General features: G+C 37.7%; 12 protein-coding genes. 6 read left to right on the top strand and 6 right to left on the bottom strand.

Going from position 1 to position 14,733, the window contains the following annotated elements; all coding sequences use genetic code 11:
• Positions 1-228: 228 nt before the first annotated feature.
• Complete coding sequence (locus ACT29I_RS01695; protein WP_430933200.1) at positions 229-1,098, bottom strand: AraC family transcriptional regulator; 870 nt, start codon at positions 1,096-1,098, stop codon at positions 229-231.
• A gap of 248 nt (positions 1,099-1,346) precedes the next feature.
• Between ACT29I_RS01695 and galK the strand changes: the two genes are divergently transcribed.
• The 3 genes from galK (at position 1,347) to ACT29I_RS01680 (ending at position 4,203) form a co-directional block, all read left to right on the top strand.
• On the top strand, positions 1,347-2,516 hold the full coding sequence (gene galK / locus ACT29I_RS01690; protein ID WP_430933198.1) for a galactokinase: 1,170 nt from the start codon (positions 1,347-1,349) through the stop codon (positions 2,514-2,516).
• Between the two features lie 39 nt (positions 2,517-2,555).
• A complete protein-coding gene (locus ACT29I_RS01685) occupies positions 2,556-3,569 on the top strand; it encodes a uroporphyrinogen decarboxylase family protein (RefSeq protein WP_444792549.1) in 1,014 nt (337 codons plus the stop codon).
• A 313-nt stretch (positions 3,570-3,882) separates the two neighbouring features.
• The gene (locus ACT29I_RS01680; protein ID WP_444792548.1) at positions 3,883-4,203 is read left to right on the top strand and encodes an endonuclease domain-containing protein; all 321 of its coding nucleotides are present in this window, start codon (positions 3,883-3,885) and stop codon (positions 4,201-4,203) included.
• A gap of 176 nt (positions 4,204-4,379) precedes the next feature.
• On the opposite strand, the gene ACT29I_RS01675 is transcribed toward ACT29I_RS01680, so the two are convergent.
• Positions 4,380-5,900 carry a peptide MFS transporter gene (locus tag ACT29I_RS01675; RefSeq protein ID WP_444792547.1) on the bottom strand — a complete coding sequence of 507 codons (1,521 nt, stop codon included), beginning with the start codon at positions 5,898-5,900 and terminating at the stop codon, positions 4,380-4,382.
• 452 nt (positions 5,901-6,352) lie between these two features.
• On the opposite strand from ACT29I_RS01675, the gene ACT29I_RS01670 reads away from it, so the two are divergent.
• The 3 genes from ACT29I_RS01670 to ACT29I_RS01660 all read left to right on the top strand — a co-directional run bounded on the left by ACT29I_RS01670 (position 6,353) and on the right by ACT29I_RS01660 (position 8,910).
• Positions 6,353-6,700, top strand: coding sequence for a hypothetical protein (locus ACT29I_RS01670; protein WP_430933194.1), 348 nt, complete (start codon positions 6,353-6,355; stop codon positions 6,698-6,700).
• Positions 6,701-7,125: 425 nt separating this feature from the next.
• On the top strand, positions 7,126-7,512 hold the full coding sequence (locus ACT29I_RS01665; RefSeq protein WP_430933193.1) for an HU family DNA-binding protein: 387 nt from the start codon (positions 7,126-7,128) through the stop codon (positions 7,510-7,512).
• A 423-nt stretch (positions 7,513-7,935) separates the two neighbouring features.
• On the top strand, positions 7,936-8,910 hold the full coding sequence (locus tag ACT29I_RS01660) for a hypothetical protein (protein ID WP_444792546.1): 975 nt from the start codon (positions 7,936-7,938) through the stop codon (positions 8,908-8,910).
• Positions 8,911-9,063: 153 nt separating this feature from the next.
• On the opposite strand, the gene ACT29I_RS01655 is transcribed toward ACT29I_RS01660, so the two are convergent.
• The 4 genes from ACT29I_RS01655 to ACT29I_RS01640 form a co-directional block, all read right to left on the bottom strand.
• Positions 9,064-10,446, bottom strand: coding sequence for a TlpA family protein disulfide reductase (locus ACT29I_RS01655; protein WP_444792545.1), 1,383 nt, complete (start codon positions 10,444-10,446; stop codon positions 9,064-9,066).
• A 466-nt stretch (positions 10,447-10,912) separates the two neighbouring features.
• Positions 10,913-12,289, bottom strand: coding sequence for a TlpA family protein disulfide reductase (locus ACT29I_RS01650; protein ID WP_444792544.1), 1,377 nt, complete (start codon positions 12,287-12,289; stop codon positions 10,913-10,915).
• A 185-nt stretch (positions 12,290-12,474) separates the two neighbouring features.
• A complete protein-coding gene (locus tag ACT29I_RS01645; RefSeq protein ID WP_430933188.1) occupies positions 12,475-13,905 on the bottom strand; it encodes a PKD-like family lipoprotein in 1,431 nt (476 codons plus the stop codon).
• A 12-nt stretch (positions 13,906-13,917) separates the two neighbouring features.
• On the bottom strand, positions 13,918-14,691 hold the full coding sequence (locus ACT29I_RS01640) for a DUF4843 domain-containing protein (protein ID WP_430933186.1): 774 nt from the start codon (positions 14,689-14,691) through the stop codon (positions 13,918-13,920).
• Positions 14,692-14,733: the final 42 nt, after the last annotated feature.

The following is a 14,733-nucleotide window of genomic DNA, read 5'->3' as shown; positions in this document are numbered from 1 at the left end:
TTAACTTTCCTGTAAACCATTTTTTATGGTTATATTACCAATCGTTTAGTTATATTATCATCAGGACTATTCACGAGCAAACATATTCTCCTTTATTCACCCTCTGACAAAAGGGTGTTTCTTTTTTTTCTTAAAAATTATTTCTTATTGCGGCATAACTTAACGGCTCTGTGACTTTGTATCCATCTGTACCGTTACTTATATGTCGAGACTCAACTTCAGGTACTATTACACCTTTTTAAAATTGGCCCGGTATTCCAACGGGGAAACTCCGCTGATAGCTTTAAAACACTGGTTAAAATAGGCCACCGAACTAAAGCCGCATTCAAATCCGATTTGGTTGGAAGTGAGGGTGGTATTTATTAATAACTGTTGCGCAAAGTCAATTCTCGTTTCTTTTACAAATTGCGAAAAGGTTTTGTGGGTAACTTTTTTAAAGAAGCGGCAAAAGGAACTCACATTCATTTCGGATAGTTCGGCCGCCTTTTGCACACTCACATCTACCATGTAGTTATTCATGACATATTCATGTACTTTCTTTATTCTTACTGATTTAGTCACAAAAATACTATCAAAATATGCTTTCGAAACAATGGGTTCGCAATGACCTTTCTCAAACAAATCCAATATCTTAATCAAATTCAGGAGACGGTCAACACCATCATAGGAAGGAAAATCACATATTAAATTTACAATATCCACAAATTCATCTTTGGGAGAATATCTTAGACCGTATCTTGCTGCGTTTAACAGGGATTGGATAGATTGCATTTCGGGCAGACTGGCAAAACGTGTCCCAAATATCGATCGATCGAATTGAAGATAAACCGATTCACAGGTTTCATTATTATCAGCCTCGAAAAAAACGGGATCGGAAAACCAGGCATGTGGAATATTCCCTCCAATCAATACAAGGTCCCCAACCGCAAACTGACTCCTATTATCGCCTATCACCCTTGTTCCGTATCCTTTGGTTATTAATAACAATTCAAACTCGTGATGATAGTGCCACGAACGCTCAAAATACTTTCCGGAATATGTCCCGACGTAAAATGATTTTCCTTTGTCTAGTTCTATTTTCTCAATATATGGAATCATAATAAAGATATTTGCCCAAAAAAGTAACACAGGCAAATATAACTAAACAAAAATCAATTGTATGAAAAATATTCCAATATCCTTAGTCTACTTTTGTTAACTATAATAATACAATAAGGCAATAATAACATCAGATCGTTAGATTATAGACAAATGGATAACCTGATGTTTATTAAATTTCATCAAGACACTGATTATCATTGCCCTAAATCTATGAAAACCGTATTAAAATTTTAAAATCAGACATCATGAACAACGAAGTATTAAGTAAGTTTAGTGAACTATATCAAACACAACCCAGCTATTACGCCTACTCTCCCGGCCGGGTTGATTTAATGGGAAGCCATACGGATTACAACCATGGCTACGTGGTAACCATGCCTGTAAATTTGGTTATCGACTGCGCGTTTTCCGGCAATGATACGGGTGTTATTGAGATGTACTCATGCAACCTGAACGATAAAACAAGAATTAACGTTGAAACAGGCGAGATTATTGAAGGTGGAGATTGGGCAAAATACATTAGTGCCGTGGTTAAAGTACTCATAGATGAGAAAATCGAGTTAAAAGCATTTACGGGTTCATTCTGTAGCACTATTCCTATTGGTTCCGGGCTGTCGAGTTCCGCTGCACTGGAAGCCATGACCATGGCCATGTTAGCTGAAACATCGGGTTTTGAAATGGATAACAAAACAATGGCGCTCCTATGCCAGCGTGCAGAAAATGTGTACGTGGGTGTAAATTGTGGTATTCTCGACCAATATTCGGTCATTTTTGGAGAGCGACATAAGGTCATCAAATTAGATTGTCGCGAATTGACACATGCGCAGGTTAGCTGGCCGAAAGAAATAATGGTGGCCATCTGTAATACCAACAAGCCCCGCCAACTGCATGGTTCCGAATATGACGATCGTCGTGCACAATGCGAGGAAGCGGTTGCTGTATTTGCCAAAATCGATCCTGATATTAAGGCGTTACGCGATGTAAGTATTGAGTTTTTCCATGAGCATAAAGACAAGCTGTCTGCCGATGCGGCCAAACGTGCTGAATTTATTATTGAAGAAAACAACCGTACGCACGAATTGGAAGATGCGTTAACAAATGGTGAAGTTGATCAACTGAAGGACATCTTTGAGAGATCGTTTACGGGCGCCAGGGACCTGTTTGAGATATCAAACGATGCCATGCAACATATGTACAAAGCCATGAGCACTGCCACTGGTGTTGTGGCTTCGCGTCAGGCTGGTGCCGGCTTTGGTGGATGTATGGTATCTTTGGTTTATAAAGATAAGCTGGAAGATTTTAAGAAAGATGTTTTTAATACGTATAAGGAATTAACAGGAATAGCATGTGAGATTTATGGTGTTAAAACTGCCCTGGGCACGCACGTAGAACCTATTAAGGAAGCGGTAAAATAGTCTAAATCAATCTGATTCATAAAACAACAACCATATACAATGACTAAGAAAGAGGTAATAAAAATGGTGCTGGACGGTAAAAAACCTCCTTATGTGCCATGGGACTGTAAATTCACCATAGAGGCGCTGGAAAAAATGAAGGCCCACTATGGCGAGGATGTGGACGTAGAGGCATTGGTCGACAATCACTTTATCAAACTTGGGCAATCCAGCGGCTTTAAAATTGACATAGGCAACAACCGTAAAAAAGACATTTTTGGTGTTGTATGGGATATGACACTGGAAAAGGATATTGGTAACGTGGAAGGTCTTGTTATACCGGAACCTACTTTGGAAGGTTATGAATTTCCTGATACCGACGATCCCATATTATATGCGGGCATAGAAGAGAAAATTGCAGCCAACAAGGATAAATTCGTCCTTTACAGTATTGGTTTCAGCCTATTTGAACGTTATTGGACTTTACGAGGAATGGAAAATGCCTTCCTTGATTTCATGATGTATCCCGATTTTGTTAAAGACCTGCTTCGTAAAATAGCGGACTTCAACATTGCCGTTATCAACAATGTATGTACCCGTTATCCTGAAGTGGACGGTATCTATTTTGGGGATGACTGGGGAGCTCAGCAAAAGCTGATGATGGGTAAAGAGGTTTGGATGGAATTTCTGTATCCTGAACTCAAAAGAATGTATGCCAATACAAAAGCGCACGGAAAATACCAATTGATACACTCCTGTGGTGATATTGCAGAGATTATCCCCGAGTTAATTGAGGCAGGTGTAAATTCTATCAACCCATTTCAACCGGAGGTTCTTGATGTGGATGATTTATTAAATACCTACCGCGGCAAGGTTACTTTCCACGGAGGTCTTTCAACCCAGAAGACCTTGCCTTATGGCACCGTTGAAGATGTGGTTGCAGAAACAAAGCACCTTTTGGAACTAGGTAAGGAAGGCAGTTATATTTTCTGTCCTTCGCATGCCACCGAAGGTGATACCCCAATTGAAAATATCGTAGCGTTTATCGACCTGATTAAAGCACAGAAACAATAAGCGGGACATTACAACGCAAAACAGCTAATCTATGGCTGTTTTGCGTTTCTCCAGTGTTAAACAAGACTACTTTGGAGCAGGCTCTTTGGATTTGTTGAATTGATGCACTAGCTGTAGCTATATCCGTCAGGCTAAAGGATAATTAAATTTGTTAATCATTATAAGTTACGGGAATCAGCTCTCCTCCTTGTCAAGGAGGAGTACCTCCACGCAGTGGAGGGGAGGTGGTTCTATACGTTTTTGTATATTAGTTTAAGGAAATATTACAATAATGGATAGCAACCGACCAGAACATATCAAAAAAAGGAAATTATTGAGAAATAATTCCACACCTGCAGAATGTGAACTTTGGAATTATCTTAAAGGAAAGAGAGTTTGCAATTTGAAATTTAGAAGGCAGCATTCTATTGATAATTATATTCTTGATTTCTATTGTTCCCAATTAAAACTAGCAATAGAATTGGATGGCGAATACCATGTTTTTAATGAGGAATATGATAGGTTGAGAGATGAAAAACTTAATGCTTTTGGCATTACTACACTACGGTTTGAGAACCGCATAGTATTCGAACATCCCAATGAAATAATTGATGAAATTAAAGAGTTTTATCAAAACAGAAGCTTAACTTACTAAACCACCTCCCCTCACTTTCAGTGAGGTACTCCTCCTTTTAAAGGAGGAGAGCTGATTTACAGCACTCAAATCAACACACATTTACCCCTTAACTCTATACACTAACTTCTTAACCTGACATGTATCACATATATTAGAAATTAGTCCATTGGTAAATGGTATTATTTCCCGCATTTCTATTTCAAGCCCTTCATCATTTTTTTGAGCCACGGGCTGATCAGGAACAAGATTCCTCCGGCTATGGCTGTTTCAACGGCGATAAACCAATAAACGGGCACTTCACGTCCCAGCGAATTCTCCAGACTGTTTGCGATGGCTTTCATTTGTGAGGCCACGAAATTACCCGCCGCAAAAGAGCCCATCCACACCCCCATCATCGTAGATACAATTTTATGGGGAGAAAGCTTGGTGACCATGGAAAGCCCTATGGGCGAAAGGCATAATTCGCCCCAGGTATGGATAACGAAAACCAGTACCAGCCACATGGGGTTAATCAACGTGGTTCCTCCTTTGGTTAAATCGTTGGCATACCCCATTACCACAAAACCCAAACTCAACAATACAATTCCCCAGGCAAATTTAACGGGCGTATTGGGGTTTAGCTTAATGCGATCTAACCGAACCCATAGAATGCTAAACACCGGGGCAAACAGCACCACCGAAATAGCGGGTACCATCTGAAACCAGGTAGTAGGGATAGTCCAACTGCCCAGGTTTCTGTCCAGACTGTCCCGCGCAAAAAGGTTAAACAAGCCTCCTGCCTGCTCGTAACCGCTCCAAAACACAACGTTAAACACCACAAGAACCATGATCACCCCTACCCTGCTCCATTCTGTTTTACCCCGGGTATTGCGGACAATACTTTGCAAGAGGTAAAGTGCACCAAGAATCAGAATAGAATACACCATGATATTTCGGGCTGAAGGTGAAATGATCTTGCCCATATAAACCGTTGCTACAATGGCCAAAACAATAGCGATCACGTAAGTAAATACTTCCATATTATCTTTAGCCGTCAGCTTATCTATTTTGCCTTTGTACTTTGGTGGCATACCTACCGTTCCCAGTGCCGAACGAGAAAAAAAGAACCACAAGAAACCGACAATCATGGCCATTGCCGCTGCCAAAAAACCATACTCCCAACGTCCAAAAGAGTCATTCTCGGCCAGCCACCCCGAAATAAAGGGTCCCAGCATGGCACCGATATTGATACCCATATAAAAAATGGTAAAGGCCCCGTCCCTTCGTGCATCATTGGCCTCGTACAACTCACCTACCATGGTGGAAATGTTGGGCTTAAAAAAGCCGTTACCGAATATTAATATTCCCAGACCAATATAAAATATGCTTTCTTTAAACTCCATGTTGTGGCCGGATATAATAGCAGAATAGGCCAGCAAAACCTGCCCAATGGCCATGGTCAATGCGCCTATGTATATCGTCTTTCGTTGCCCGAGCAACTTATCGGCCAGAATACCTCCTAATATGGGAGTAACGTAAACCAACGAAGTAAAAATACCGTAGATAATCAAGGCTGCATCCTCGTCCATTCCAAAACCTCCGGTCGCCAGGTTTCCGGTCAGGTAAATCATGAGCAGCGCGCGCATACCATAGTAGTTGAAACGTTCCCACATTTCTGTGGCAAAAAGAGTAAATAAAGCAGTAGGGTGACCTAAGATTGTTTTTTTTGGGTTCATGTGTGAATTGTTTAGGGATGCTAATATAATAAATGAAACCGGCATAGCCGGCGCAAATAATTAGGTCGATCAGCAGAGTGATTGAATATTATACTGGTTATAAGGGCTTTGCCATTTTGTAAACCTATAAAATTATTGTTCCAATGTCCGGTGACCAGTCATCAGTGAACGGTGGTCGGTCATTGGTGGCCGGTCAAAATGGAGAATGGGGAAAGGAGATTGAGAGAAACGAAATCCCGATGCGTTAAAGTATCATATCATCGGGAAAGGAGAACGGGAGTAAGGTTTTACGACTCACTACGAATAACTAATAACCGTTGACTCGGGACTCATCACCATTAACCTTAATTAACCTATATTCATTGAGCATTAACCTAATACTATTTGTTTTTACTGTTCCTTTGAAAGTAAATCAAGAAACAATCAAAATATAAATAGTAAAACCAAATAACATGAAATACATTGTATTAATAGCACTGGCCATAACTTTAAACATTTCTGCACAAACTGATGTAAAGGATCAAATATCAATGGCGCAACAAACCGCTCAAATGCAGACCGCAAAGTTGAGATTAAACATAGACTTAACGGATACGCAATCCATTCAGACTTATGGTGTACTTCTTAAAGCGGCCACCGAATTTAACGAATACATAGGCAAAAATAAAGTGGGTATGGAGGCTAAGATGATAGAAATCCAAAACCATTCATGTCAGGAATTTAAAAGTTTTTTGACCCAAGACCAGATGACCAAATTAAATGCGATTATGACAGCTTCCAATAATAGGCTATGCTTATAGGATAAAAAGGATTGTTAAAACCAAGATATTATTAAAATAGTTAAGCCTCTGTTTGTTACAGGGGCTTTTTTGTTCAATTTATTCTCATCGGATTACCATAAAAATTATGGCGCTACTGAACGCTAAAGTTATAAATAACCTTTATAGGGTTAAGCTACCTATTCTTTACCTTTTTACCTATTTGATGCACACACTGACTATAAACGTTTATTAGTCTACATTTATCGTACGTTTGTCAATACTAAACCATCGCCCAAGTAAAACATAATGATACTTTGCGACAATATAATTTATTCCCATAACTTTAGTAGAAATATGGTAGAGTATACCGCCCGCCGGTCATCGACCTTCCCTGTTTTGACCGACCGGATTGGAAGAGGAGGCGGGCGGTACTTTTGCAATATACAACTAAATCTTTTTTAATTATGGCTGTAAAATACAAAGTCATTGAAAGGGGCCAGCCTGGTGTTGCTGGCGGAGGAGAAAAAAAATTTTATGCAAGTGCCGTCAGTAACGGCGAGTTAACCCTCGAGAAACTCACCAAACGTATTGAAAGAACGAGCACCGTTGGCGGGGCTGACATCCGGGCGGTTCTTTATTCTTTGGTTGAGAATATCCAGGACGGACTAGAAGAGGGGGCAATTGTTAGGTTGGGCGAGCTGGGAAGTCTTAGAATTAGTATCGGGAGCAACGGGGAAGAAACAAGGGAAGAAGTTGGTTCAAACTCCATTAAAAGTGCTAAGTGCATTTTTACTCCCGGCAAAGAACTAAAGAAAATGCAGAAGAATTTGGACTATGTAAAAGTGGAATAAAACTCTTTCGAACTGACGGCTCTTAAATTCGTGCTTATGTTTTTATAAAAACATAGTTACGTTTTACTAAAAACATGCTTATGATTTTGCAAAAACATAGGCATGTTTTTTTTCGGGTTTGGGAACGTTTATTTATCGGCATGGGATCAGTAATTTAGGTTGGGAATAAAATAAGAAAGAACTATTGCTGCGGAGCAAGAATAGAGAACGGTTCTGATTTACATTTCGCTTATACAGAACCGTTCCAAAACCACTCATCGGATGACTAAAGGATAAAAGCCCTACGAATGCAAAGACTTATCAATCTTTATTACATACTATTAACTTGATACTTATGGCACGATCAAAACCTAAACGAAAAAGAAGACTGCTCAACCTACCAGGTTTAATGTAAAAAAAGCGGTTGAGGCCAACAAACTACGCTTGGTAGAGTTGTGTAAAGGGGTTGGATGTAATATTACCGACAAGCTTACATCATATGATTTTATTCAAACATACACTTATACCATTCACCATGGCGATGTAAAATATCATCCTGATTTTGATATTCCTCCAAAAATTGTTTCCATTTTTAAGAGGTCGGTAAAAATGGCTTTGCAAACCAAACGACACAGTCCCTTAAAACCTGCCGAAATAAAGATATGCCTTCTCGATCTTTACCTTATGGATGGATTAATGAGTTATATTGAGCAATTCATCAAAACAGACGAGGCGACTAAAAAGGAGCTTGAAAAAGACGTGGAATACCTGAAAGAATATTATGGCGACACGCACAAACAACATTGGTTGGTAGAAATATCGGTATGCGATATGTTAAAAACCCTAACCCTTCCAACACATACCCTATATACCTTACACTATGAATTAAATCCCAGGGTTAACCACAAAAAGTTTAACTGTTCATCATATTATTACCTAAAAAGTCATCTTCCGGTAAAAAAACATATTAATATCGATAATCATTGGCGACCTATTTTTTTAGTACAACATCCTGCAATTGATTTTAAATGTGAGGATACCGTTATTGAAGATTGCGAAATAAATACAGAATTGCTGAAAGAAGTGTATCATGGTTCAAAAACGAAACTGCCAGTGTATATCCAATCGCATGCATTAGATAGGTTGTGCGAAAGGTTGTTCCCGATAAACATAACATTGATATGTAATTTAATTGAAGATGCCTTATTTAAAAAGGTACAGGTTTGCTATTTCAACCATCGTATTTTACTTGAAGTAAGTGCTTTATTCGGTAAGCTGGGTTATTTTGTTGCCAAAATCATCGACGAAAAAATAGTGTTGAAAACATTCTTGCTCCTATCCAATAATTCAACGCCCGAGGGAACTCTTTTTTACAGCTTACCGGATTTAACAAATACGATGTTGACTATTGGGATTTAGACAGTTATTTAAAGAAATAGCCATAATAAGAAATTCCGAACCTTGAAAAAAAACGGATGTTTGGTTGCTTTGTGAAGCACAAAAAATCCCGGGCAGGTTATGCCCAGGACGCTTGAAAAATAAACTAACTAATCCAAAAAAGTTGCAAATAATTTATATTCCCAATTCGTCAAATAAGGTTATCAGCTCAGGGTTGGACGGACGGGGGGCACTTCTGGATACAATATTTCCCTGAGTATCAATCAAGATAAACCGTGGAATACCCGAAATAGAATAGGCATCCATAAACTCTTTGTCAATGGCTCTCAACTGAACTCCACCAAGCTCTTTATCAGCCACCATTTCCTTCCACTTCTCCTTGTTTTTTTCCACATCCACCGAGATACTTACAAACTCAATGTTTTTACCCTGATATTTGTGCTCTACCTTTTTAAGGTGAGGAATCTCGGCAAGACAGGGTCCACACCATGTTGCCCATACATCTATATACACATACTTGCCTTTAAAATCATCTAATGATGAAGTTCCGCCTGCACAGTTTTCGTAATCCACAAACTTTGGAGAAGGATTTCCTTTTTTCGTTTTCTGATACTTTTTGAAATTTTCAGTTGCCATTTTTACATAATCCTCATTGCTACAATTTTCAATGAACAGCGCGTATGCCTCTTCGAACTTTTCTGAATCTTTTAAATATGGCGCTACCATAGTGGTTAAAAGATGATCCAAAACTTTCTGATTCGAGACGTTTTTAATGCAGGTTTTGATGGTATGAAGCATGTAATCTTCATTATCGGTTAATGTTTGATTTGTTTCATTAAGAATAAATCGACTTACTGTCGAACCATAATCGACTGCAGATATCGCCAGAAGCTTCTCATCATTGTAATTTAATTGTTTCCTGAAATCGAAAAAGTTATCAGGTAACGCAGATGGCTTTTTTCTTAATGCATAACTTTCTTTCAATGCCGCGTAATTGTAGCGTATTCTTTCTTGTTCAACTTTTATGAAATCATCATCCAATTTCTTATGCTTAGAAATAAACGTTTCAAGGTATATATTTTGTTCCAAACGCATCGAGTCTATCACGGAGATAAAATGCGCAGCTTCAAGCTTGTTCAAGCTATAATTATATTTTCGGTAAAGAGTAGTATTCGATTTATTAAAATGCTTTAAATATTCACTTTCCGGATTATTCGAAACCGTATAATTTTGTTCTCTCCTCCAGTTTTCTGTTTCAATTTTAAAACTTGCTACGTTATTCTTTTGTAGATAAATTTCAATTCCGGGGAGAACTTGTTGTGATTTGGACCGTACTCGGTAATAACCTGGTTCTCCGTGAAATTCATTTGTAAATTTGCCACTATCATTTACCAAAACGTTAAAGGTTTCTTTTGTGATTTTATTGGTAAAGACCAGAGTATCTTGCCCCCCCCCGATTAATTCCCCTGAAACTTTAATAGTAGTTTCATTATTACAAGAATAAAATGGTAGGCCAAATAGAATAATTGCTATCGTCAAAGTAAGTTTGTTATTCATTACATTAATTATTAGTTGATGTGATAAAATTATGTCCTTAATATGTTTAACCCGCAATATGCATTAGAAAATCTATTACCCATTGAAATTGTTTCAAAACAAGACACTTCGTTGCATCACTTCTCACCAGAACGATGCTCCCGAAAGTAATCGGGACAAGTTATGCCTCGTTTCAGTAATGCCTTGTTTTATTGTACTTGCAATGCTCATGACGAACCTCCAATACATAATCCGGGTTTAACGCATGTCGATTATTTGCCACAAAACGTCGTCGGAGCCCAATAATTAGCTCCGTTGAACAGAACATTATTTCGTTTCTCCATTATAAGTCTGTTAATGCCAATCCGAAATTGCGGTATTAACCTAGGTCAGTGCTTAGCTATCTGGTTACAAAGGTTTCAACTCTAAATAACTACCCCCTGTATTTTTAAAACTACGCCCTTTTATGAAACAGTGTCTTCGGTTTTTAAATATTTAACGAATTGAATAAATCGATGATTTCGGGACTGGAAGGACGTGGTGCATGTTGTGTTACAATTAGACCTTCTGGATCGATTAATATAAAACGCGGAATTGATCTAATTTCATAATCTTGTATAAATTGAGATTTAAAAGCGCTGTCCGCAAGCACTTGAATGCCACCCAGCCCCTTATCTGCAATCATTTTTGTCCATTTATCATGATCTTTTTGATCATCCATAGAGATACTCAGAAAACTTATATTCTTGCCGCTATATTCTTTTTCCAACCGTTTTAAGTGCGGTAATTCAGCAACACAAGGGCCACACCAAGTTGCCCAAACATCTATAAAGATATATTTCCCTTTGAGGTCATCCAATGAAAGTGTTCCTCCTGCATTGTTCTCGTAATCGACAAACTTTGGTGATCGTTGACCTTTGTTGAGCTTTATTAACTGATTGTAAATTTCAGTGATCTTAGCATTGTTTTCTTCGTTTGTAGAAGCACCCATAAATATTTTGTAAAAATCCTCAAATTTTTCCGTGTTGTAAATTTGGTTTTCCGCTCCGGAGAAAATAAGTTCATTCTTTATGGTTTGATTCGGAATGGTTGAATATACCGTCACCTTAACAAGTCCATAGTCAATGGATTCTTTTTTAATTAATTGTTTTATTTCTTCATTATAATGCCGGTGAACTAATTTTTTATATGCACTCGAGAAATAAAAGTCAATGTCATTATTCAGATCAATTTCCTTTAATTCAGCTAAAAACTCCTCAGAAGCTTTGTAGCCTCTTTTTTTTGCCCATTGCCTATGATAACCACCGGCATAGCGCGACAATTCAAGTAAATAGTCGTAATTAAGATTGCGCTTTTCTAAGGATTTAAAGGCAGGCGTAATTCCTTGGGCGGTATCTAATTTGGCATTTAAGGTCTTATTTATTTCCTTAAATTTATTTTTAAAATCAGCTTCTTCCAATTTATAAACGTCCATGCCTTCACCTTTAAGTTCCGCAGTCTTTTTATTTTTAAATATCATATAATTAGTGGCCGCTGCACCCTTGCCAGAAACATTAAGAGAAGCATTAAAATCGTTAGCGTCTGCCGTAATGTTAACAGCACTCCCATTGTATAGATATACACTCGACCTGTTTTTACCTGCAGTAAGCAAGTATAGGCCGGGATCAGCTTTAATTGTATCGGCAAAAGTACCATTTGGATCAACAGCAATTTTCCTACTAAACGACCGATCTGCTTTTGCTAAGGTTATCTCTTTAATATCGAGATTATCAATTTTACCAGTAAATACAGCGTAGTCTGGAGCTTTTTTTATGCAAGCCACCAGACTCAAGGCCAATCCTAAACTAAATATTATTATTTTCATACCTAAACAATTTGTTACGAATGGGTTAATTATCCCGTTACCACTTTATAATCACAAAATATAATGCAAAAGACATAAGAATAGAGGGTACCTGCAGCACAGCTAATTATAGCATTTTCAAACAATACCCCTAAGCCATATAAATATATAACTTAGAGAGATTGTCATAAATCACGAATTAAACTCTAGTCATCTAATTTGTGTTCGATTTCTACCACTTTAGAATCGATTTCGTATGTCGCCAAAACAGCACCATCATTTAACAAATCAATGATTTCAATAGTTGATCCTCCATCTTGGCTATCGTAAACAACGGCTAAAACACCCCCTTCTTTATGTACTTCCAGTTTCTTAATCTCACCAGTTAATTCCAGGTAGTTTTCGTTAATTACATCTGATACCCTGTTGTAACGGTGAATTTTATTACCCTGCGACATGTAGGTAAAACTATACACATTATCGTTTGCATATTGAGAATTATCATCCACTAAACCTGTTGGAAGCTGAATATGTGCATTGGCGGTAAAGCCTTTAGTTATATGAGATAAAAATCTTTGTAAAAAGTAATTTCCGGCATCACTCTTCAGCACTGATATTATATTGTAACTTGAACCTTCAGTTTCCATCCACATACAATCCATGTTTAGGTTTGATGGGTCGAAAAGGGCATTTTCAGGATCACTAGTGGTTACGGCTTCCATTTTATAATAATCAGTATAATAGCCATTCTTTGCATTTGTAATGTATCGTCTGTTTAGTTCATCAAAATACACCACAGTACCAAGCCCCCAGGCCATTTTATCTGTTACATAATAGTCACCCTCAGCAGGAAATTCCCACCAGCCATCTTCAAGGGAACTTCCATTTTTGGTATAAATATTTCCACCTGCCAATAAAGGCCAACCATAGCCATCTGTAATATTATCAATCCCAATTTTTGTAAATGGGAGCTCAAGTCTGCTTGTTGAATTAAACCGATCTACAATGTATTTATCTAACTGCATGGTAATCCCATCAAAATAAGCACCGCCATCACTCGTGCAGATAAACATTTGATTCCATCCTTGTGCTTTGTTCCAGTTAAATCCGATATTAACAGGAGTTCCTGTTGGGTTAACCTTGGCAACATTTTCAAAAACATCTACAATAAGATCATCTGTAATTTCAGAAATAAAATCGAATTCGGCCAAACCATTTTTTTCTTTTAAAATTGCCCAGCCTTGAGTAAAAGGCGTTACGACATATATATCAATCGCTTTATTATACCTTACATTGTTTTCTTTGTCGTAAACTGAATAAATTAGATTTTGAGTCCCAGGGTCAAAGGAAGTGATCACATTCAAATCTTTTTCTACACTTAAAGTATCACCCGTCCTGTCTCCATCTCGAAATACACGAATATACCAGGCATAAGCCCGGTTTTCTTCTGGAATATCAGTAACAATATTACCCTCGATCTCCAGTTCTGTACCAATAATAGCATATTCTTCTGTTGGAAGGTTTGAAAAATCTACTCCTTCCAGTTCGATATAATCGTATTCTCCATTATCCTTTAAGCAGGATACCATAAAGATTCCGATCAATAGACTATATACAATTCTATTTATTATTTTCATTTTGTTCATTCTTTAGTAAAGTGTATTTAAAACTAAATCCCCATTTTCATCATATATTGGAGCATCCGGATGGTCGGCTAGCCAATTTTTAAAGCCGAACATAAGCGCATATACAGGTGCATCCACATACAACCAAATTCCGGTAGAACTTTGCCTATCTTTATATTCAGCAATTGGATCTGTACCATCCATTATTTCATTGAACTCCATCCACAATATACATTTAGTGACGGTAAACTCCCCAATATATGGATACCTGCCATTAATACCTGCATACCTGGTCCAGGGATACCACCAATCGGGTTCGGAAAGAAAGTCGCTAAAGCGCAATTTATATACCTGGCTAAAAGCCGGTATAAAATTTTCATTCGCAGCAACTTTTAATCCTAAAGTATATTCGGTATTCTGCATGTCGGCAGTTCTAAGCAACTTCACAATTAGGTTTCCTCCAATAGCGTTTTCAGAAATTGATTGAATATCCGGATCGATTTCAAAATGTGTATTTTCAATAGCTGTTGTTAAAGTATCAACGATTTCAACCTTAAACAATCTGTCATTATCAGACATTGTTCCTGAAACCAATACGGGAATTTCAATTGTTTTCTCCGTAGTAGATTCATCCTCAAACAAGAATGTAAAGTATTTTGAAGGATATTCACCTTCATCATTAACCATGTCTTCATAATAAACATAATTAACTCCTCTGTATTCGGTAATCTCGTCTTTAGAACAGGAAAGCACGAATACTAATAGGAAAAGTAGTATAGATATATTTTTTGTCTTCATAATATTTTATGTAAATGATAATTAATAGATTATTTTTTCTAT

The organism is Saccharicrinis sp. GN24d3, from assembly GCF_052400645.1.
GTDB lineage: Bacteria > Bacteroidota > Bacteroidia > Bacteroidales > Marinilabiliaceae > Saccharicrinis.
Note: the sequence above shows the minus strand (reverse complement) of the source record. Positions and strands in the feature narration are given on the sequence as shown.

Bases quoted from the DNA above. Each gene is read 5' to 3' on its own strand.
- ACT29I_RS01685 (WP_444792549.1), top strand. From the start codon at position 2,556: ATGACTAAGAAAGAGGTAATAAAAATGGTGCTGGACGGTAAAAAACCT.
- ACT29I_RS01645 (WP_430933188.1), bottom strand. From the start codon at position 13,905: ATGAAAATAATAAATAGAATTGTATATAGTCTATTGATCGGAATCTTT.
- galK (WP_430933198.1), top strand. From the start codon at position 1,347: ATGAACAACGAAGTATTAAGTAAGTTTAGTGAACTATATCAAACACAA.
- ACT29I_RS01670 (WP_430933194.1), top strand. From the start codon at position 6,353: ATGAAATACATTGTATTAATAGCACTGGCCATAACTTTAAACATTTCT.
- ACT29I_RS01655 (WP_444792545.1), bottom strand. From the start codon at position 10,446: ATGAATAACAAACTTACTTTGACGATAGCAATTATTCTATTTGGCCTA.
- ACT29I_RS01665 (WP_430933193.1), top strand. From the start codon at position 7,126: ATGGCTGTAAAATACAAAGTCATTGAAAGGGGCCAGCCTGGTGTTGCT.
- ACT29I_RS01650 (WP_444792544.1), bottom strand. From the start codon at position 12,289: ATGAAAATAATAATATTTAGTTTAGGATTGGCCTTGAGTCTGGTGGCT.
- ACT29I_RS01640 (WP_430933186.1), bottom strand. From the start codon at position 14,691: ATGAAGACAAAAAATATATCTATACTACTTTTCCTATTAGTATTCGTG.
- ACT29I_RS01675 (WP_444792547.1), bottom strand. From the start codon at position 5,900: ATGAACCCAAAAAAAACAATCTTAGGTCACCCTACTGCTTTATTTACT.
- ACT29I_RS01695 (WP_430933200.1), bottom strand. From the start codon at position 1,098: ATGATTCCATATATTGAGAAAATAGAACTAGACAAAGGAAAATCATTT.